The sequence below is a fragment of the Enterococcus sp. 2STP genome (assembly GCF_032465635.1).
GTDB lineage: Bacteria > Bacillota > Bacilli > Lactobacillales > Enterococcaceae > Enterococcus_B > Enterococcus_B lactis.
In genome coordinates, this window is the sequence record NZ_JAWDJH010000004.1 from 94,627 (window position 1) to 116,053 (window position 21,427).

20 protein-coding genes are annotated in these 21,427 nt (G+C 39.2%); 6 read left to right on the top strand and 14 right to left on the bottom strand.

Annotated features, from left to right (window positions below):
• Nucleotides 1-106 precede the first annotated feature (106 nt).
• Together RWU19_RS01140 and RWU19_RS01145 are read left to right on the top strand one after the other, a co-directional pair.
• Entirely contained in the window at nucleotides 107-1,489 is a 1,383-nt protein-coding gene (locus RWU19_RS01140; protein ID WP_123838032.1) for a Y-family DNA polymerase, read from the top strand.
• Entirely contained in the window at nucleotides 1,461-1,847 is a 387-nt protein-coding gene (locus RWU19_RS01145) for a hypothetical protein (RefSeq protein ID WP_086285748.1), read from the top strand. Before RWU19_RS01140 ends, RWU19_RS01145 begins: the two co-directional genes overlap by 29 nt.
• A 121-nt stretch (nucleotides 1,848-1,968) precedes the next feature.
• Here RWU19_RS01145 and RWU19_RS01150 read toward each other — a convergent pair whose 3' ends face one another.
• The 14 genes from RWU19_RS01150 to efp form a co-directional block, all read right to left on the bottom strand.
• A complete protein-coding gene (locus RWU19_RS01150) occupies nucleotides 1,969-2,637 on the bottom strand; it encodes a DUF421 domain-containing protein (RefSeq protein WP_002308119.1) in 669 nt (222 codons plus the stop codon).
• 520 nt (nucleotides 2,638-3,157) lie between these two features.
• Complete coding sequence (locus RWU19_RS01155) at nucleotides 3,158-4,537, bottom strand: FAD-dependent oxidoreductase (RefSeq protein WP_002291406.1); 1,380 nt, start codon at nucleotides 4,535-4,537, stop codon at nucleotides 3,158-3,160.
• 173 nt (nucleotides 4,538-4,710) lie between these two features.
• Nucleotides 4,711-5,880: a pyridoxal phosphate-dependent aminotransferase gene (locus RWU19_RS01160; protein WP_104764659.1), complete on the bottom strand. Its 1,170-nt coding sequence runs from the start codon at nucleotides 5,878-5,880 to the stop codon at nucleotides 4,711-4,713.
• A complete protein-coding gene (locus RWU19_RS01165) occupies nucleotides 5,855-7,006 on the bottom strand; it encodes a M20 family metallopeptidase (RefSeq protein ID WP_002340998.1) in 1,152 nt (383 codons plus the stop codon). The genes RWU19_RS01160 and RWU19_RS01165 overlap by 26 nt, the downstream gene beginning before the upstream one ends.
• Nucleotides 6,966-8,315, bottom strand: a complete 1,350-nt coding sequence (locus RWU19_RS01170) for an aspartate kinase (protein ID WP_002314502.1) — start codon at nucleotides 8,313-8,315, stop codon at nucleotides 6,966-6,968. The genes RWU19_RS01165 and RWU19_RS01170 overlap by 41 nt, the downstream gene beginning before the upstream one ends.
• An 8-nt stretch (nucleotides 8,316-8,323) precedes the next feature.
• Nucleotides 8,324-9,325 carry an aspartate-semialdehyde dehydrogenase gene (locus tag RWU19_RS01175; protein WP_123838033.1) on the bottom strand — a complete coding sequence of 334 codons (1,002 nt, stop codon included), beginning with the start codon at nucleotides 9,323-9,325 and terminating at the stop codon, nucleotides 8,324-8,326.
• Nucleotides 9,326-9,340: 15 nt separating this feature from the next.
• Nucleotides 9,341-10,036, bottom strand: a complete 696-nt coding sequence (gene dapD, locus RWU19_RS01180) for a 2,3,4,5-tetrahydropyridine-2,6-dicarboxylate N-acetyltransferase (protein WP_002314500.1) — start codon at nucleotides 10,034-10,036, stop codon at nucleotides 9,341-9,343.
• Between the two features lie 5 nt (nucleotides 10,037-10,041).
• On the bottom strand, nucleotides 10,042-10,758 hold the full coding sequence (gene dapB / locus RWU19_RS01185; RefSeq protein ID WP_024635453.1) for a 4-hydroxy-tetrahydrodipicolinate reductase: 717 nt from the start codon (nucleotides 10,756-10,758) through the stop codon (nucleotides 10,042-10,044).
• Nucleotides 10,755-11,636 (bottom strand): 4-hydroxy-tetrahydrodipicolinate synthase, encoded by an 882-nt coding sequence (gene dapA, locus RWU19_RS01190; protein ID WP_123838034.1) that lies wholly within the window; start codon nucleotides 11,634-11,636, stop codon nucleotides 10,755-10,757. The genes dapB and dapA overlap by 4 nt, the downstream gene beginning before the upstream one ends.
• A 2-nt stretch (nucleotides 11,637-11,638) precedes the next feature.
• Nucleotides 11,639-12,439, bottom strand: coding sequence for a diaminopimelate epimerase (dapF, locus tag RWU19_RS01195; protein ID WP_086285741.1), 801 nt, complete (start codon nucleotides 12,437-12,439; stop codon nucleotides 11,639-11,641).
• On the bottom strand, nucleotides 12,426-13,685 hold the full coding sequence (lysA, locus tag RWU19_RS01200; protein WP_002291394.1) for a diaminopimelate decarboxylase: 1,260 nt from the start codon (nucleotides 13,683-13,685) through the stop codon (nucleotides 12,426-12,428). Before lysA ends, dapF begins: the two co-directional genes overlap by 14 nt.
• Nucleotides 13,686-13,972: 287 nt before the next feature.
• On the bottom strand, nucleotides 13,973-15,868 hold the full coding sequence (locus tag RWU19_RS01205) for an alkyl/aryl-sulfatase (RefSeq protein ID WP_123838035.1): 1,896 nt from the start codon (nucleotides 15,866-15,868) through the stop codon (nucleotides 13,973-13,975).
• A 127-nt stretch (nucleotides 15,869-15,995) separates the two neighbouring features.
• On the bottom strand, nucleotides 15,996-16,763 hold the full coding sequence (locus tag RWU19_RS01210) for a J domain-containing protein (protein ID WP_104764665.1): 768 nt from the start codon (nucleotides 16,761-16,763) through the stop codon (nucleotides 15,996-15,998).
• A gap of 197 nt (nucleotides 16,764-16,960) precedes the next feature.
• Nucleotides 16,961-17,524 (bottom strand): elongation factor P, encoded by a 564-nt coding sequence (efp, locus tag RWU19_RS01215; protein WP_002289434.1) that lies wholly within the window; start codon nucleotides 17,522-17,524, stop codon nucleotides 16,961-16,963.
• 427 nt (nucleotides 17,525-17,951) lie between these two features.
• Between efp and RWU19_RS01220 the strand changes: the two genes are divergently transcribed.
• The 4 genes from RWU19_RS01220 to RWU19_RS01235 all read left to right on the top strand — a co-directional run bounded on the left by RWU19_RS01220 (nucleotide 17,952) and on the right by RWU19_RS01235 (nucleotide 21,288).
• Nucleotides 17,952-18,869 carry a PLP-dependent cysteine synthase family protein gene (locus RWU19_RS01220; RefSeq protein ID WP_002292689.1) on the top strand — a complete coding sequence of 306 codons (918 nt, stop codon included), beginning with the start codon at nucleotides 17,952-17,954 and terminating at the stop codon, nucleotides 18,867-18,869.
• A 12-nt stretch (nucleotides 18,870-18,881) separates the two neighbouring features.
• Nucleotides 18,882-20,027, top strand: coding sequence for a cystathionine gamma-synthase (locus RWU19_RS01225; protein WP_002292688.1), 1,146 nt, complete (start codon nucleotides 18,882-18,884; stop codon nucleotides 20,025-20,027).
• A gap of 171 nt (nucleotides 20,028-20,198) precedes the next feature.
• A complete protein-coding gene (locus RWU19_RS01230; protein ID WP_002289439.1) occupies nucleotides 20,199-20,657 on the top strand; it encodes an S-ribosylhomocysteine lyase in 459 nt (152 codons plus the stop codon).
• A gap of 160 nt (nucleotides 20,658-20,817) precedes the next feature.
• Nucleotides 20,818-21,288 (top strand): glutathione peroxidase, encoded by a 471-nt coding sequence (locus tag RWU19_RS01235; RefSeq protein WP_024635446.1) that lies wholly within the window; start codon nucleotides 20,818-20,820, stop codon nucleotides 21,286-21,288.
• The last annotated feature ends 139 nt before the right edge of the window (nucleotides 21,289-21,427 follow it).

Sequence of the window (21,427 nt, forward strand, 5' to 3'; positions counted from 1 at the left end):
TCAGCAATTTTCAAATGTGAGCCTTTTGCTCATGTTTGAAAATTGCTGTTTTTTATTGACACAAAAAGGGAACGTATGTTCTAATTATGTAGAAGAGGTGATTGTTATGTGGGCGAATCAAAATCCAGTATTTGTTTATGAAAAAGAACCTTCACGAGATATTTTATGTATTGACTGCAAATCTTTTTACGCCTCCGTAGAGTGCGTGGAAAAGGATCTTGATCCCCTTACAACTAAATTAGTAGTAATGTCCTATCCGTCTGATTCGACAGAAACACGGGGTAGCGGATTAATCTTGGCTTCCAGTCCTGCAGCAAAAAAAGCGTACGGCATCACCAATATCAGTCGTGCCAGAGATTTACCCTTCCCCTATCCAAGTGATTTATATATTGTTGCTCCAAGGATGGCCTATTATATGAAAAAAAACAGAGAAATCAATACTATCTATAAAAAATATGCAGATGAAGCGAACCATCATGTCTATTCCGTTGATGAAAGCTTCCTTGATGTAACAAATAGCATGGCACTCTTTGGTAAAACGAATGCGTACGACATGGCTAAACTGATCCATAAAGATGTATTTGAACAGACCGGAATCTACACGACTATAGGAATCGGCGATAACCCACTACTTGCTAAACTAGCCTTAGATAATGGCTCAAAAGACGGAAAACAAATGATTGCTGAATGGCGTTATGAAGATGTCCCAGAAAAGTTATGGACAATCTCAGATATCACTGACTTTTGGGGAATCGGCAAACGAACAGCAAAACGACTGAAACAAATGGGTATACATTCGGTTTATGATTTAGCTCACGCGGATTATTATCACTTGAAAAGCACGTTAGGGATCATCGGTACTCAGCTTTATGCCCATGCTTGGGGAATCGATCGAAGTTTTTTAGGGCAAGAATATATACCGAAATCAAAAAGTATCGGAAATAGTCAAATTCTAGATAGAGATTATACGAGGCAAGAAGAAATCGAGATTGTTATCAAAGAAATGGCCGATCAAGTCGGCACCCGCTTGAGACGATCTGCAGCAAAAGCACAAGTAGTCAGCTTATGGGTAGGATACTCCTTAGGTTATCTTGATCCAAATGGTAAGACCGGTTTCCACCAGCAAATAAAAATCGAAGCGACAAATGCTAGCAGAGATCTAGCAGAGGCTTTATTGACCATTTTCCACCAGCATTACCGCTGTCAGGATATTCGACGTATAGGCGTGAACTGTTCCAACCTCGTATACGCGACAGGTTTACAGCTTAACCTTTTTGAAGATCCTGAGAAGCAGATAAATGAAGCGAAAGTTGATTTTGTAGTCGATACGATCAGAAAAAAATACGGCTTTAAATCAATCATCCATGCGCATAGTCTCTTGCAAGGAGGACGCGCCATTGCACGTAGCTCTCTCGTTGGTGGGCATGCAGGTGGTATGAGTGGATTAGAAGGTGGAAAAGATGAGACGGACAGCAAAAAAATTCATTGACTATAACGAGTATCGAGATCGTCCATTTGGATTAAAATGGGGGACCGCTTTTGCGATGGAAGAACTAGTCAACGGTATCAAAAAAAATGAAGAAGCAGCACGCAAACAACCTCTCCCTAAACAACAAATGACATTACAAGAAATCGATAGTATACTGACAGAAGCTTTTTTATCTCGTAAAGCAGTAATCATCCAGCTCAATTTAACAGATGAATTTGGAAGACTCTTAGATGAGGTTGAAGGTCATTTCATTGGTGAAGCCTATGAAGATTATTTTATGATCGACCATCAGCCGATAGTTTGGGAAGACGTACGGCATATTGAGTTAAAAGAAACAAAAAAATGGTTTGTGACATGAGAGGCTGTTCAATCAGCGTTTTGATCTTATTATTAGCTGATTGAACATCGTTTAGTGGAGGTTGCGAAAAAGTCGCTTAGTTTTGAGTATCAAGTCAAAGAGCTGATTTCACAACCTCTCTCTATCCATCTATCCGGTAAGATTCATGCATCACGTCTTCTTTGTTTAGTACGTAGAACCCTTTTTCTTCTGACCATTCGACATAAATCAGCTGTTTTACGTCTGCATAGCCTTCTTTCTTCAAATTCTCCAGAAGCCACGATTCATCTAGTTGATTGGATTGAAGTACTTTATGCTGGATTTGTCCTTCATCCACTAGCAGGATCGACAAAGCTTTGTCATCATCTGATTTTTTCAATACACTCATTTGACCGGCATTCTCTAGGATAACATGTTTGGCATTTTCAAGAGAAAAGCATTCCTGCTGTCTTAAGATTGCTCGCAACTGCTCCATCTCGATATGGTTATTTGCCAACTCTGTCATGTTGATGACGCCGTCTTTGATTAAAACAGAGGGCTCGCCTTTAACCCAGCGATTGACTTTTTCATTTTTTTGGACGATACGTTCGATACCATAAATCATTACTGCCCAAAGCGCAATGGCAAATAGGACATGACCTACATGGACATTGTCATCATAGGTTGATTCTTCTAAGATCCCCCCTAAAACAAGCGTATAGACTAAATCAAATGGTGTGATTTCCGACATGGATTTCTTCCCAAGCAAACGCACCACTAATAACAAGCCGATCAATCCGAATACCAGTTTCATTGTGATTGAAAAAACCATTCTTTCTCCCCCTAACTATCTGTTAATTAAATTATATATGCTTTCTCTCAAACACGCATGGAATATACAAGGAAGAAATGTATCCTTTCACTAAAAAAAGGACTGTGACACGAGTCGTGTCACAGTTCCTTATTCCGAACAAAGGGTGTTCAATCAGCTGACCCTCGATATTAGCTCAAAAAACGGCAAAATATGAGGAACTATTTTGCCGTTTGTTTCTCTAATACTCAGTTCAAAACACTGATTTCACAACCTCTTCCTTAAACGGTGTTCAAAAGCTTGCATCTACGGCACTAAACCCAATCAGATGAAAAATATGGAGTGCTATTTTTATCTGATTGTTCTTACTGCTTGATGCAGAGCAGCTTTTTCACAACCTCCTACACGGTGTTCCAGAAGTAGCTTCTACGGAAATAAGCCGAAATTTCACAAAAATTTGAGAAGCAATTTTCGTAAATTCCTTCTTATTTCTTGAAGCTGACCACTTCTGTCACAACCTCTTTTCAAATATTTCGTTTCCTTATTCTACAAATGGTTCTTCTCCTAGTGCTTGTTGAGCGGCTAGATTCAACATGCTCCATTGTCGGTCAAAACCTGGTTGGAAGAAGAAGTCAGCTTCTGCCAGTTCTTCTAAAGTCAGTTTATTTTGGATCGCTAGTGCCAACACATTTCCTTGACCTGTAACATCATAGGTAGATAATACTGCTCCTCCTAGCAATTGATGGGTCATTGGATCTGAGAATAATTGGATGGACACTTTTGGATTTCCTTGTTCTTCTGGTACATATTTTGGTCGTAACGTATCTTCATAATAAGACACTCGTACATCTACTCCTGCTTTTGCTGCAGTGAAGCTATTCAATCCGCTTGCTGCAAAATGGTAGTCGAAGACACTTAATGCGGAGGAACCTACGACTCCGCCGAACGGTTTGTTTGGTACTTCTTCAAAAAGATGTTTTACTACATAACGTGCTTCTCTACGTGCAACAGTCGCTAAAGCGATCGGCATTTTTTTGCGTGCTGGGATAGAATAAGCAAGTGTAGCATCTCCTACTGCATACACATCTGGAAGATTCGTTTGCAAGTATTCATTCGTTTGGATCCAGCCACGTTCATCTAAGTCGACGATCCCTTTTAACCATTCTGTATTTGCCTTCACACCAGCAGCTTGGATGACTAGATCTGCTGGGATTTCTTTTTCACTTGTTTTGATTGCTTCCACTTTTCCGTTTCCGGTAAAGGCTTCGATTTTGGCGTTTGTCAAAACTTCAATACCGTTTTCATTTAGGTGTTGTTCTAAAATGTCTGTCATTTCAGCATCTAAATAAGTGCCTAAGGGTCTGTCGATCACATCAAGCAAGACGACTTCTTTTCCAGCTTTTCGGCTTGCTTCTGCTGCTTCGATCCCAATGTAACCAGCACCTACGACAGCGATTTTTTTAATAGCCGGATCATTTAATTTTTCTTTGATTTTGGTTGCCCAATTGTATCCACGCATCAAATAGACATTTTCTAAATCTGCCCCTGGTACTGGCAAATTGTTTGGTTTGACACCAGAACTCAAGATCAATTTATCATAAGGATATTCTTTTGTTTCGTTATCTGATGCACTAGTAACCGTTACTGTTTTTTTATCTGCATCGATCGTTTTTACTTCGTGATTATTTAAAATATGAACATTGGATTGCGGAAAGTTTTCTGGTCTGAAATTACGTACATCATTTACATCTGTTACCTTGTCTTCTAGATACAGCTCCATACCGCATGACATGAAGGAAACATAGTCTCCTGCTTCAAATAGCGTGATATCTACATTTTCACCGTATCGTGTCAATAGTTCCAAGATCGATTGATGCCCTCCATGAGATGCACCTACAATGACAACTTTGATTTTTTCCATTGATGAAACCTCCTTGAATATTCTTTTAAAATCATTCTAAACAATTTAAACTTAACATTACATCAGTTATGAATCAAAAGAAACGCGTTCATTTGAACCAAATTTAAAAAACAATCGGCAGCTTGCAGAATATACCGCAAAGATGCCGATTGTTTTTTGAGAAAATTCATGAATCACTGTTCTGTTAAAAAGTCTTTGATCCGTTTGCACGCTTCATGTAAGTTTTCCATACTGCTAGCATAAGAAATCCGTATATAGCCTTCTCCTTCTGGGCCAAATGCAATGCCAGGGATACACGCAACTTTTGCCTGTTCCGCTAAGTCTACACAAAACTGCCAAGAGTCGGTTTGAATGACAGCTGGGAGTTTGCAAAATAAATAAAATGCACCGTTTGGCTGAGTCACTTCAAATCCTAAAGGCGCCAATTGCTGGACCAGATAGTCTCTTCGTGTTTGATATTGCTCTTTCATGTTCTCGCTATCTTTTACTCCATTTATTAGCGCTTCAGCCGCAGCTTTTTGCGACATCGTTGTAGCCGCAGTCACCAGATATTGATGGACTTTAATTAGTTCGTCAATAAGGGCTTTTTGAGCAAAAATAAATCCCACTCGCCAACCAGTCATCGCATGTGACTTGGATAGCCCGCTTATCACGATTGTTTGTTCCGGAAGATAAGAAGCTATGGACATATGCGTTCCAGTGTAAGTCAATTCAGCATATACTTCATCACTTATAACAAATACCGGATATTTTTTTAAAACTTCAGCGATTGCTTCCAACTGGCTTGCAGACAATGTCGTCCCAGTGGGATTGTTAGGATAATTTAAAATGACTGCTTTGATAGCTGATCCATATTGTTCAAATGCTCGTTCAAATTGTTCCGGCTGACAGACAAACCCTGTGTCAGAAGTATCTATCGGGATCAATTCAGCACCAGCTAGTTCCACTAATGGCTGATATCCTGAATAAGCAGGCGCTGGAATAAGAACCTTGTCTCCTTCTTCTAAAACAGATAACAATGCAGAAGCAATCGCTTCCGTTGCACCAACCGTCGTCAAAACTTCCGTTTGCGGATCATAAGTTAATCCATAACGCTGCTGCTGAAACATACAAGCAGCTTCCCGCAGTTCCTCCAGTCCTCTCATTCCGGTATAGTGAGAAAAGTCTTCTTCAATCGCTGTTATTCCGGCTTGTTTGACATGTTCGGGAGTCGGAAAATCCGGTTCTCCCAAGGTGAGCTTGATCACATCTGGTATCGACGATATTTGCTGATCGAATTGCCGTATTTTAGATACTTCTATTCTAGAAAGCCTAGGATTAAATTGATTGGATAAATTCATCATTATTTACTCGCTCCTCTTTTGAACTGCTGTCGATTTCTTCAAGAAGATTTTCTGTAAAAAGAATCGTTTTGTACCATTCTACACCATTTTCTAAAACATCCATATCAAAATCGAACGTCGGATCATGTAAAGCAGGGGTATCACCGACACCTAAAAAGAAAAATACACATGGATATTGTTGCGTATATATGCCAAAATCTTCGGCTTGAAGAACTGGATCCTCTAATTCATGTAGTTTGTTTGAATCCGACAATGCTGCGTATAAGCCGCTATGATTGATTACAGCTGGATAGCCGTCATTATAGCGGAAAGAAATAGTAGCTGCAGAGTGAAACTGTTCTGCTAAATGAGCTAATCCCCTCTTCAAATAATTTTGCATATCTGAACTGTAAGAACGGATACTTCCGGATACAATAACTTCTCCAGCTAAAACATTCCGGATCGTTCCACCTTGGATTTGACCAAATTTCATTAGATGATTCCACTCTGTCGGTAATTGCCGATCAAAATCATAAACATTCTTCAAAAATCGTACAGCTGCCTCCAGACTATCGATTCCTTTTTCACTAGAAGCAATATGCGCGGACTGGCCCTTGATGATGATGTCTGTTTCACTGCTTTGTGCCATCAAAGGTCCTGGTCGAGAAAAAACTTCTCCTTTCGCTAGTCCAGGCCATAGATGAAAGCCAAATATTGCTTGTACTTCATATTTATCTAACAATCCTGACTGAATAACACTTTGTGCGCCGCCGGAAATTTCTTCTGATGGCTGATAGATCAGTACTACATTATAAATAAGCTCCTCGATGTGTTCAGTTATAAAGTCGGTCAACCCTAAAAGCATCGCCATATGTCCGTCATGACCACATGCATGCATGTACCCTTCATGCTTAGAAGCAAAAGAGAGATTTGTTTCTTCTTTGACTGGCAGTGCATCGATATCTGTTCGAAAAGCAATCGTTTCTTCTTGTTGATTATCAAAATAAAGAAGCAGTCCTGTTTCGCCGATTTCATGGATAACGGCTCCACTATTTTTTACTTGTTCATATAAATATTTTTTTGTTTTGAATTCATGAAATCCGATTTCAGGAATTTGATGGAGTGCCATTCGATATTCTTTCAGCATCCGTATTCACCATCCCTTCATAGATACCCTTCACTACGGTTTCATACTGATCATTCGGTACACCGATGATTAGATTCAACTCCTGTGCTCCTTGTGATAAGATCGATGTGCGAATTTCTAATTTATTCAATATCGATAACACTTTTCCAGATAAACCGATCAATTCTTTATGCGGTCCGCCAACGACAGAGATCAAAGCTAAGTCTTCGATCACGACGATTTCTTCCACGCCAAGTGTTTCTTTTAATTCTTTTGTGATGAGAAATAATTTATCGGCAATCGCTTCTGCTGAGACGATCACTCCGATATTGTCGATCCCTGAAGGAATATGTTCGATTGATATCTCATGTTTAGCAAAAATGCTCATTGCTTTCCAGATAAACCCGATTTCATCGGACATATGACGTTTGAATAAAGTGATCGAAAGAAAATCCTTGCGTCCAGCTATTCCTGTCAGTCCATTTTCCTTTTCCACTTCGTGATTCGATATTTTTGTTCCTTGAGCGAAAGGATCATTGGTATTTTTTATTTGGATGGGGATATCCGCCTCTTGAACTGGGAAAACAGCTGCTTCATGAAGAACATTAGCCCCCATATAAGCCATCTCTCTCAGTTCTCTAAAAGAGATTTCCTCGATGATTTTAGGATGATCGATGATTCTCGGATCAGCCATCATGATTCCTGAAACATCTGTCCAATTCTCATAACTCGCCGCTTGTAGCATCTTCGCCAGTAACGCGCCAGTAATGTCGCTTCCTCCACGTCCCAATAATTTTTCTTTGCCTGCAGGGTTTGCCCCGTAAAATCCTGGAACAACCATTTTCGGATATCTTTTAAATGCTTTTGTGATTTCCTGTGCTGTTTTTTCCTCATCGATTTTTCCATCATAGTCAAAGAACAGCAGGTCCTTTGCATCAATGAACTGGTAACCAAGATACTCAGCCATCAGTCGAGCAGTCAGATATTCACCTCTGCTTACTAAATAATCTTCAGTTATCTTTTCATCTTCCAGTTGTTTTTGTATGCGTGCCAGTTCCTCTTCCATAGGTAACTGCAGGTCAAGAAGGTCTCTTACTTGAATGAAACGTTCACAGATCCTTTCCCAAAGGGGTGTCCAATCAACATGATGCTGAAGGTAGGCATAAATCAAATAAAGTAAGTCTGTTACTTTGTCATCATCTGATGTACGTTTGCCTAAAGCAGAAACAACGATCACTTGACGATTGGGATCTGAAAGAACAATTGTACGGACTTTTTTGAATTGTTCTTCATGAGACATCGATGTTCCGCCGAATTTTGCTATTTTCAGCGTATTACTCATCTTGCCACCTCCGCTATTTTCTGCATTAAAGCTGCAGCAATCTGCACGGCATTCGCAGCGGCTCCTTTGCGTATGTTATCGGCAGTTGTATAGAACAACAGTCCGTTCTCTAAAGAGGTGTCTTTTCTGATCCTCCCAGCATAAACCGTATCTGTTCCTCTAGCAAGAATGCTCGTTGGATATTTATGTGCTGCTAGATCATCTTCTAATTGGATTCCTGGAAACTGACTGAGACACTCTTTAACTTCTTCAATCGTAAACTCTTTTTGCAACTGAACGGCCACCGAGACTCCGTGTCCATTCTCGATTGGTACACGTACACAGGTTGCTGATACTGGCAAATCAGGCTGATGCAGAATCTTACGGGTCTCATTTATCATTTTCTGTTCTTCTTTGGTATAGCCGTTTTCCAAAGGCTGATCGATTTCTGGAATCACCGTTTGACTAATATTATAAGGATACAAAGCTGGTTCCTCGTCATTTTGCGTGCGGTAAAGATCTTGGATACCTTTCTGTCCAGAACCAGAAACTGCTTGATAGGTCGAATAATTGACTCGTTGGATTCCAAAGGTTTCTTGTAAAGCTTTAAGCGGTAGTACCGCTTGAATGGTTGAACAATTTGGATTCGCAATCAGCCGATTCAATGTATAGTCTTCAAGATTGACCTCTGGAACGATCAATGGAATATCCGAATCTTCTCGCCATGCCGAGGAATTATCTATAACAAATAATCCTTGACTTCTTGCGATTGGCGCAAACTCTTTGGATACAGAAGCACCTGCAGAAAATAGCGCTAAATCATATCCTTCAAATGAAGTTTCTGTCAATTCCTGTACAGTGTGTTTCTTCCCCTTGAATACACAAACTTTGCCAGCTGAACGTTTTGACGCTAATAATTTCAATCGTCCTACTGGAAAATCATATTCTTCTAACACTTTGAGCATCGTTTGTCCGACTAATCCGGTTGCCCCCACAATACAGGTATCTATTTCGCGCATTTTTCTCCATCTCCTCTATAATTCGCGTAACGCAGCAATCAATGCTGTATTTTCTTTTGTCTGATCATCACTTATTTTCAAGACACGTGCAGGTATTCCACCGACAACAGTGCCTGCTGCCACATCTTCTAAAACCACTGCTCCTGCTGCCACGACTGCATCTTTTCCGATATGGACACCTTCAACAATCACTGCATTCGCACCTACCAGCACGCCATCTTCTACGATAACCGGTTTAGCCGATGCGGGTTCGATTACACCTGCTAAGACAGCTCCTGCACCAATATGGCAGTTTTTGCCCACTGTCGCTCGTCCACCTAAGACAGCACCCATATCAATCATCGTGTTTTCACCGATTACTGCACCGATATTGATAATCGCTCCCATCATGATCACGGCATTGTTGCCGATGGACACTTGATCTCTGATAATAGCACCTGGTTCGATACGGGCATTGATTTTTTTGATATCCAGCAAAGGAACTGCACTGTATCTTGCAGCAGTTTCGATTTCGATTTCAATGATTTTTTCCGCTTCAGCTTCTAAAACCGGAGCAATCGACTCGTAGTCACCAAAAACAACGAAGCTGTTTCCTTCACCAAAAACTTTGCTGTCTTTAAATTTGATTGGCTCGGTTACATTCAGATAGACTTTCACAGGCGTCTTTTTAGATGCCGTTTGAATGTAGCGGATGATTTCTTGAGCTTCCACGTTTCTTACACCCCTTTATCCATTAATAAATCTTCTAATTTGTAATAACCTGGTGGCTGATTTTTCAACCAGTCCGCTGCTTCTACTGCACCTGCAGCAAAGATTCGATTAGAAAAAGATTCATGTTTGACCGTAAATACTTCATCGGGAGCTGCAAACATTACCTCATGTTCACCAGGTAAAGAACCTGCACGAATACTGTGTACACCAATTTGATTTTCTTCTCTTTTTTGTCCTTGCCAGTTGTATACAGGCTGAAGCTTTTGTACTTCTTGGATTGTTTGAAGAAGCATATTCGCGGTACCAGATGGTGCATCTTTTTTACGACTATGATGTTTTTCAATCAGTTCGATCTGCCAGCCTTGCAACATTGCAGCTGCTTGCTTGATCAGTTGGTTCATCACCATGATGCCTAACGAAAAATTAGCACTATACATCACAGGTACCTGCTTGGCATGTTCTTCCATTTCTTGGAACTGTGATTGTGTATAACCTGTCGTGCCAATGACTAACGGAAGTTGATAAGACAAGCTATACGAAAGGATCATCTCTAAATTATCTGGATGAGAAAAATCAATAAGCAGTTCTGGCAGTTCCGTAAAAGCAAGTGTAGTTGCTTCTTTAGGTGCCGTCCGTAAAAGAAGGACCGTGTCTCCTCTTTCTTGTGCAACTTCTTCGACTCTATTCCCCATCTGTCCACTGCCAATCAGTCCGATTTTCATTTTTCAACCGTCCTTTCCCTTAGCAAAAGCTGAGCTAATTGTTTCTTTTTCTCTTCCGAAAGGGACACTAAAGGCAGGCGTAGAGGTCCTGAAGGTAAATTTAATAATGACATAGCTGCTTTGACAGGAATAGGATTGGTCTCACTGAACAAGGCATGGATCAGCTCAAGTGCATTTAATTGTTTTTCTTTTGCTTGCTGCCATCTTCCGTCCATCGTATCTTTTACTAACTCATGGACTATTTTAGGCTGGATATTTGCCCATACACTGATTACACCGCTCCCTCCTACACTCATTACTGGCAGGATCAAATCATCATTTCCGCTGTAAAGGCTGAATTTTTCGCTAATCAATCGAGTGGCATCCATCACATAAGCCATATCTCCTGAGGCTTCTTTCAAACCAATGATATTAGGATGTTCTGCTAAATCTACTAGTACATGGATTGGAATCGACATGCCTGTTCTAGAAGGGACATTATATAAAATAAGCGGGATTGGTGAAGCTTCTGCAATTGCTGTGAAATGAGCAGCTAATCCTGCATCACTTGTTTTGTTGTAGTAAGGAGTGATGACCAAAAGTGCATCTGCGCCCAAAGAAGCAAAATGCTTCGCTTTTTCAATCGTTTCTTTCGTATTATTCGTTCCAGCTCCTGCAATCACCGGCACACGGCCAGCCACTTTCTTTACTGTCAGTTGAAGGATCTTCTCCTCCTCAGATTGTGTGAGTGTAGAAGATTCTCCTGTTGTACCCAAAACTAATAATCCGTCTGTTTGTTCATCTAAATGGAATTGGATCAATTTTTCCAAACCAGCATAATCTACTGATCCCTCTTCATTCATCGGCGTGATCAGCGCCACGATCGAACCTTTTATCATCTTCATTCCTCCAATATTCTTGTCCATTCATGAACTGCTGGACCAGCCATTTGTATCGTATCCTCACCAGAGATCATCAAGTCTCCTTGTTCCAAGTGAACGACTACCTGATCTGCTGAAATCTTCCCAGTTTCCTTCGCAACCGCATAAGAGGCACAGCAACCTGTACCGCAAGCAAGTGTCCAACCTACTCCTCTTTCATAGGTACGGACGGTCAATTCTTGTTCATTGACTACTTCTACAAAGTTGACATTGGTTTTTTCTTTGAATAAAGGATGATGACAGATCAGTTCGCCTCTTTTTTTCCAAACTTCCTCACGCGCATTTTCAACAAAAACAACGGTATGGATCGTCCCTAAAAATAAACTAGTGATCGTTACTTTTTCGCCACCAATTTCTATTTCCTGGTTTTTTATTGGATAAGATTGTGCAGCTTTGATTTTTTCTGGAGAATCATCTGGCACTCCCATATCTACGCTGCAATAAAAAGGTGAGGGATCCAACACCGTAATTTTTCTTGTGCCTGCTAACGTCTCTACGTTGAATTCCTGTTCATCCATCCTATTTTGATCATTCACATATCGAGCAAAACAGCGAATACCATTTCCGCACATAGGGGCACGGCTACCATCTTTGTTGTAATAGATCATTTCCAACGGATCGGTTTTTACGGCGATCAATCCGTCTGTGTCATATTTTTCTTTTGCGCATAAAGAAGCGGCTAATTGACTATAATCCGTATCCTCTGTGTAATCTAATAAGATAAAATCATTTCCACAGCCATTATATTTATGAAGGATCATAAGAAACTTCCCCCCTTAGTAGATCAGAAAATGCTTGTCTGCGAACAACCAGTCTTGATTGACCATTATTGACAAAAACAACTGCTGGTCGTGTCGCTCGATTGTAGTTGCTGCTCATTGAGTATCCGTAAGCCCCCGTGGAATAAACAGCTAAAAGATCACCTGATTTTGCTTTCGGCAAATAAGTTTCTTTGATTACCACATCTCCTGATTCACACATTTTTCCTGCAATCGTCACTTTTTCTGTTTTTTCTTCCGACAATTTTTCTGCTAAATCACAATCGTATGCTGCCTGATACAGAGCTGGGCGGATATTATCTGTCATCCCGCCATCTACAAAGTAATATTTTTTATGTGGTGTCTTTTTGATGAAGCCAATCGTGTATAGTGTTGTACCAGCTTCCCCAACAATACTTCTTCCTGGTTCGATCAGTAGTTGACGAATCGTCAGTTTTCGTTTGTCCAAAGCTTCTTCCGTATATTCAATCAGCTTTTTTAGTGCCTCTTCGATTGGGATTGGCTGATCATTTTGTGTATAACGAATCCCGAATCCTCCCCCGAGATTCAAGGAAAGTGGTTGCTCAAAATCGGTTAAGTAACTCGTCAATTTGTCGATTTCAGCTAGCCAAGCAGTAACATCAAAAATTTGTGACCCAATATGGGCATGAAAACCTTCTAACTCTAGATAACTGCTTTCTTTTATCAATTGGAGAGCTTGCTGACACTCTTTACTTTCATAGCTCATGCCGAATTTTGAATCAATATGTGCAGTGACGATATATTCATGAGTATGGGCTTCTACACCGACATTCAACCGAAGCATGACATCGACTTTTTTAGAATAGCGTTGGCTTAATTCTTCTAATAACTCGACTTCCATCAAGTTATCGGCAACAACATGCAACAACTCATTTTCAAGTGCATAGATCAGTTCTTCTGGGGTCTTGTTATTACCATGGAAATAAATAGCATCTCTAGGAAAATCAGCTTGCAAAGCGGTATAGATTTCCCCACCGCTGACAACATCCAGCCCAAATCCATATTCATGGACTAAACGTAGCATCTCAATCGTTTGGAATGCTTTAGAGGCGTAAAGCACTTTTGTATCAAAATGCTTCGATACAAAGCCTCGCTTGAATGACAGCATCGTTTGTCTCATCTTTTCTTCGTCATACACATACAGAGGTGTCTGATACTTTTCTGCTAATGTGCTTGCTGTGACTCCGCCAATTATCAATTCTGTCATTTTTTCATTCCTCTTTTCACATTTTTTCCGTTTTTATTGGAATTTCATTTGATAAAGATTTGAATTTTATTGGAATAATATTATACAAAATTTTCTGAATTGTCTAGTATATTTCGAAACATTTTTTTAAAACAAAAATAAAAAAGGGTACAAAAAATAAAATATCCGAACTATCAGAAGAATATTTCTGCATATAAGCAGAGGTTTATCGATGTTTAGCGATGATAAACCCTTTTTACTTCCATATCGTTCGGATATCTTAAATTTATGAGTTATTTCAACTATTTTCACGGTTCCATGATATTGAAATAGTTGTTTGTATCTGCTTTAAAAAGCATGGACCAGTTTCGTGGTTCACCCGAGGAATCAAGCATTTGCTGGAGGAATGTTAATCTTTTTCCTTCATAAATGAGCGTGACCTCCTCTTTGTCTGAAGAAATAGGATAATAAGTCAAAATTCCTTGCCAGTAATCGATGAAATAAGTCGTTGTCAATGAATGGATTTGACCATTTGAAAGTTGCCAATCATCTGTGAACTTTACCATGCCCGTCTGTTGTTTTTTGGTCGAAATAGTATGGATGCTTAAATAATCCAGCAACATTTCTCCATTCATCTGTGCCGATAACTCTGACGAATCAGCCGATTCAATTGAAAACAAGTCCACATCTTCCTTTAATTCCAGTGCTCCAGTCAAGTACTCATTTCGCCAAGCCCCAGATTCCGATTGATACCCCAATTGTGTCAACGATCGTCGGCAAAGCGCTCTTGCTTCTTTATTTTCAGGATCTGCGTAAATGACCAAATTCGTAACTTTTGCCGCCCATTGATAATTTCCTTTTTCATAATCTTCATGTGCTTTTTCTAAGATGGCCTCTGCTCCACCCATGTACTTTACCATTTGTTTCGCTTCCTGTTCAGGAGGAAGCGGATTTAAATTCACCGGATTTGAATCATACCAACCGATATACTTTTGATAAACCGCCTTGCTATTATGAGCAATCGTTCCGTAATATGGTCTTAGATACCACTGGTTTATCAGCTCTTCTGGCAAAGCGACTTGTTCTGCTAATTCGTTTATGGTATACCCGGCATTGACAGCTTTAAGTGATTCATCATGAATTCCTTTATATAACCGTGCTTGGTCTAGTAAATACCTGTTAATAGCATCTGGTTCCTCCTCAGTGGCGTACCGCGGCCAAGTATGCGCATGGAACAATACTTTTGCTTTTGGTCCATAGCGCCGTTGTGCCTCGATAAGGTATCTTGACCAGCTTTTTCCATCTCGTATCTGTGCCCCTCGCAGAGTATAAAGATTATGCATCGTACAAGTGCAGTTTTCTGCCATCCAAAGCGCTTGATATGCTGGAATATACGTATTCATTTCGGCAGGGGCTTCTGTGCCAGGGGTCAATTGGAAATCCAGATCTAAGCCATCGATAGTGATTATTTTATTTTCAGTGATCTCACAAGTAGGAAGCTCAAAACTGATCGTGCCGGTAGATTGTCCTTGTCCAATCCCAACAGATAAGGAACCAAATGGGCTTTTTTCTAAGGAAGAGCCATATTGAAAGACTGCTCTTCTTCCCATGGCCTTCCCTACCATAAGGTTCTCAGAAATAGCAGCTTCCGTAAATCCTTCAGGTACATAAATCGGAACAGAAGGATCTACGTTGAAGTCTTTAAACAAACCGCGTATGCCACCAAAATGATCGACATGGGAATGACTGATAATGATTCCTGCAAGATTCCCCTCCACTTCTGGATACCCGTTTTCATTAAACCAGCGATCCGCAAACTCAATCGCTGCTCTTGAACATTCGATACTCATCAATGTATCAAAGACAATCCATTTATTGTTTGGAGTAAGAACCAGTGTGAGGTTGGCCATATCAAATCCCCGTAACTGAAAGATTTGCTCAGTGACACGAAAGAGACCCGTTTGATGGTTACATCGCGCATTTTCCCAAAGACTTGGATTCGCACAGTTTGGACATTCCTCTTCTAAAAATGCATAAGCTTTCTGGCTCCATATAACTTTTCCGTCTTGAATAATCTCTAAATGGTTAAAGGGAGCGACACAATTCTGGCTAGCTAACATAAATTCATGATTATCCGCAAAGTTCAATTGTTTTTTTACGTTGCTATTTTCTTTCTGTGTCTCTTTCGTCGTATGCTTCTCCATTATTCAGCCTCCGTTTTCTCTTTTTAAACTAATTTAATTATAATATTATTTTAATATAAAGAGAAAGAAAACGCTGTCTTGGTTATACAAGCAGTAGGAAAATAAAAGGAAACATGGCAATTTGAAACTATTTCAAATATTTATAGGCTTCGATAATCTCTTCGTACTTTTCTTTCGCATTTTCTTCTACGGATTTATCTGGATGATACTTCATGACTTTTTGTCGATAGGCATGTTTGATCTCTTCTTTTGTTGCCTGTTCATCTACACCTAAGATCAGCCTAAAATAAGCTTCCAGTTCAAAAGGCTCGTTGATTACTAAAGAAGTTTTTTCGTTGTTCCTATTTTGATCAGATGATTGTTGCGTATGCTCAGAAGTATCTTTCTTTTCATTTTTTTCTTTGAGTAAAAAAGTGAATAAATACGTACACTTACGAAAATACTTATTCAAAGAATGATAAACAACTAAACGGATACCAATTGCTACGAGAGAGATCGGAACTGTCAGCAAAATATTCCAAATCAAAGCTAATTGAAAAATAACATTTAATAAATAAAAAACAGTAACTATCGTCATACATGATCCTATGATCTGCAATGGATAAATACCATAAAATTGTAATAGACTAGACAACAGCAGGTAACTCAGTGGAATGCTTAAAAGAATAAATAATTTTACAGATAGATGCGCTTCTGTAAATCGTTGAAAATAATGGATGATAGGCTGAAAAAATTCCAATAATTCAATATATCGCCCACCTATTTCATTCGGAAGGAACATCGAAAACAAAACAACAATTATGTACAAAGCCACTTCTGGAAATGCAAGCGTTACAATTATTGCCCACAACAAAAAAATCAAAAGATAAAAAAACAGTAATAGGATGAATCCCATAAAGATTCCTCTCTTTCAAAATATTCGACAGATCACATCTTTCAATTAAATTGTATTTCAAAGTGTAAATAAAACAAATACTTTTTTATTTTTCAATCGGCTGATTCTACAAAAAACCTCTTGAAAGGCAGATCGGATGATCCACTTTTCAAGAGGTCAAGCTATGTTATTCAACTTCTTATCAATTCGTCAGCTCATTATTTTGACGCACGTTTTACATAAGAACCTTCTGCTGTATTGATTTCCAATAATTCATCTGTTTCGATGAAGTCAGGAACATTGACCACTAAGCCAGTTTCCATTGTCGCTGGTTTACCTGAACCAGTAACTGTTGCACCTTTGATTGAAGGTTGTGTTTCCACGACACGCAACACGACAGTTGTTGGTAATTGAACACCGATAACTTCGCTACCGAAGAATTGGATTTTTACTTCCATGTTTTCTAGGATATATTTCATTTCTTCTTCTACTGTTTCTACAGGAATTTCATATTGTTCATATGTTTCCAAATCCATGAAGAAAGCTGTATCGTCCATCGTGTACAAATATTGCACAGGTTTTGTGTCGATATGTGCTTTTTCAAATTTTTCTTCTGGTCTGAATGTTGTGTCGTATGTTGCGCCTGAACGGACATCTTTCAGTTTCATACGCATAACTGTATTTCCTTTACCAGGTTTATGGTGGCTTGCATCCAGAACTTTAATCAATTTACCGTCTTGAACGAATGTCATACCGGCTCTTAAATCACTTGCTGAGATCATTATTTTTGCTCCTTCTTTTCTTTATCATAATCAACTTTATTGTATCAGACAACCGGTCAGAAAACTAGAGTATTCTCTATCTTTTAAGGTTTCATGACTATTTGTCAAAAAAAAATAAACACGGGTAAACGATACTATCGAAAATTTTTTCCTTTCAAGCCTTTGACTTTTATTTTTTTTCATGCTATCGTTAATAAAAATTTTACTTGGAGGGATACACATGACAGTCAGCAACCAAAAACAATTGAATCGTTGCTGTTGTATGGTGCGTAAAAGCAGCATACTATTTGTCATGTCTATTAATTGCCCTTCATAGAATGAGTACCAGATAACTTACCTTTTTGGCTACTCAATTTTTCTCTATGTCTTTCAAGGAGCTGATTTAATAGTCAGCTCCTTTTTTTATTATCTTTTTTAGGAGGTCTATATGATTATCTCGACAATTACAGAAGCTATTGGTTCTACACCGCTTTATCGCTTTGACAATCAGCACTATTCTATGCCTAAAGGTTCTGCTATTTATGCAAAACTGGAATATTTAAATCCAGGAGGAAGTATCAAAGATCGATTGGGCAGTTATTTGATCAAAGAAGGACTTGCCCAAGGAAAAATCAATGAAAAAACGACGATCATCGAACCGACTGCCGGAAACACAGGGATTGGGATTGCTCTGGCCGCACTCACACATCGGTTAAGAACGATTTTTGTTGTTCCAGAGAAGTTCAGCTTAGAAAAACAACAATTGATGAAAGCATTGGGAGCAAAGATCATCCATTCTCCTAGTGAGAAAGGAATCGTCGGTGCCATCAGCAAAAGTAAAAAACTTGCAGAAGAGATATCGAACAGCTATCTGCCTCTTCAATTTGAAAATAAAGATAACCCCGCTGCTTACTATCATACGTTAGGACCGGAAATCTTTCATGAAATCAAAGAAGATATCCATAGTTTTGTGGCGGGGATCGGTAGCGGTGGAACCTTTGCTGGAACGTCTACCTTTTTGAAAGAAAAATATCCCGACATTCGAATAATCGGTGTAGAACCAGAGGGCTCTGTGTTAAATGGCGGAGATCCAGCCCCTCATGAAATTGAGGGTATCGGTGTAGAATTCATTCCGCCGTTTCTTTCTCCCCTTTCAATCGATCAGATCGAGACAATCTCTGATATAGAAGGGTTTAACTATACTAGGCAATTAGCACGAGAACAAGGGCTATTAGTTGGAAGTTCGAGTGGTGCGGCTTTTGCAGCAGCATTAAGAGAAATTCGTCGTTTACCACCTGGTCATCGTGTCGTTACGATTTTTCCAGACGCAGCAGACCGCTATTTATCAAAAAACATTTACTTATAGGAGGAAAGAAACATGCACATTCAAACAAAATTGATCCACGGAGGCATCAGTGAAGATTCCACAACAGGAGCTGTCAGTGTACCTATTTATCAAACATCCACTTATCGGCAAGATGGAGTCGGTCATCCTAAACAATATGAATATTCAAGATCTGGTAATCCTACTCGTTTTGCATTGGAAGAACTAATTGCTGATTTGGAAGGGGGTGTTCGAGGATTCGCTTTTTCTTCTGGTCTTTCTGGGATTCATGCCGTTTTTTCTCTTTTTGAAGCTGGCGATCATATCTTATTAGGAGATGATGTCTATGGAGGAACATTCCGTCTATTTGACAAGGTTCTTACTAAAAATGGTCTCGAGTACACGATCATAGATACGAGCAATCTTGATAAAATAGAACAATCCATCCAACCCAATACAAAAGCACTTTATCTTGAAACACCTAGCAATCCACTTCTAAAGATTACTGATTTAGAAAAAAGTGCCACTCTGGCTCATCGACATGGATTGATAGTTATTGCTGACAACACATTTGCTACTCCTTATTTTCAAAGACCATTAGATCTTGGTTCTGATATCGTTGTCCACAGCGGCACCAAATATCTAGGCGGACACAGCGATGTAGTAGCTGGTCTAGTGACTACTAGACATAAAGAGCTGGCTGAGCAGATCGGATTTTATCAAAATGCTATCGGTGCCGTTCTTGGTCCTCAAGATAGCTGGTTACTTCAGCGTGGAATCAAGACTCTAAGTGTTCGTATGGAGGAACATCAAAAAAATGCTTTTGCAGTAGCTGATTTTCTTTTCTCTCATCCAGCAGTAGAAAAGGTCTACTATCCAGGATTACCCGATCATGAACTTTATGGAATTGCTAAGCAACAAATGAGTGGCTTTAGCGGAATGGTTTCTTTTACTTTAAAAAATGAAGCAACTGCTATTCCTTTTGTTGAATCTCTCCAACTATTTACTTTAGCAGAAAGTTTAGGTGGCGTAGAAAGTTTAGTAGAAATTCCCTCTGTCATGACTCATGCGTCTATTCCAAAAGAAAAACGTGAAGAGGCTGGCATAAAGGACGGCTTGATCCGTCTTTCTGTAGGAATTGAGTATGGTCAGGATCTCATAAACGATTTAGCTCAGGCATTTGACACAATCAAGAACTAGAAAGTCCGCATAAACGGTTTAGCAGAAAAATCTAAAAAATATTTCAGATTGCTACACCTTGGAAACGATAAGTGTTAGAATCAAGTAGAAAGACGTTTTTGTAAATTTCACTAAATAATTCTTTAGTGGAAAACATCAAAACAAATGAACAAATAGATAGGAGTCTTATAAATGAGAATGAATGTCGAAAGTTTTAATCTTGACCATACAAAAGTCAAAGCACCTTATGTACGTGTAGCCGATCGAAAAACAGGTGCACATGGCGATGTCATCATTAAATACGACGTCCGCTTTAAACAACCAAATAAAGAACACATGGATATGCCAAGTCTGCATTCATTGGAACACTTGACTGCTGAACTAATCCGTAATCATGCAGATTATATCGTAGACTGGTCACCAATGGGATGCCAAACAGGATTTTACTTGACTGTATTGAATCATGAAAGTTACGAAGATATTTTAGATGTTCTGGAAGCAACAATGAAAGATGTCCTTGAAGCTACTGAAGTACCAGCAAGCAATGAAACACAATGCGGCTGGGCTGCTAGCCATACATTAGAAGGTGCACAAGCCTTAGCTCGTGAATTTTTAGCAAAACGCGATGAATGGTCTGAAGTAGAAGCATAGTTTCTAAAAGAACGTAAAGGTGAGAAGCAATAAAGCTATCTTATCTTCGTAGTCGTTTTATTAACTATTTATTGTCTGAAAAGAGTACTAAACGAGAAAAAAAATAGCTAGTTTTCAGTTTAGCACTCTTTTTATCATATAATAGAAAGGAGAAAATTTTATGTCTATCTATAATTTTGAAGTTGCTTTAGAAGACGGCACAGTTTATTCATTGGAAAAATATGCCGGCAAACCAATAATCATCGTCAATACTGCAACAAAATGCGGCCTAGCACCGCAATTCGAGCAATTAGAAAAACTTTATCAAACTTATCAGTCACAAGGTTTGGTTATATTAGGCTTTCCTTCGAATCAATTTAAACAAGAACTAGCTTCAGCGACTGAAGCAGCAGAAGCTTGTAAAGCCACTTATGGCGTTACCTTTCCTATGCATCAATTGATTGATGTAAATGGAGAAAATACAGATCCTCTTTTTACTTATCTTAAAAATGAAGCTCCTGGTACGGTCACTAAAGCCATAAAATGGAATTTCACTAAATTTTTGATTGATCGAAATGGAATAGTAATTGAACGATTTGCACCACAAACTTCTCCATTGAAAATGACTACTGCAATTGAATCCGTTCTTTAACTTAATAAAAATAAAAAAAGATGAACTATTTCTAGTTCATCTTTTTACCTTTGCGTGGCGACGTCCTACTCTCACAAGGGGCAACCCCTCACTACAATCGGCGCTAAGAAGCTTAACTTCTGTGTTCGGCATTGTTACT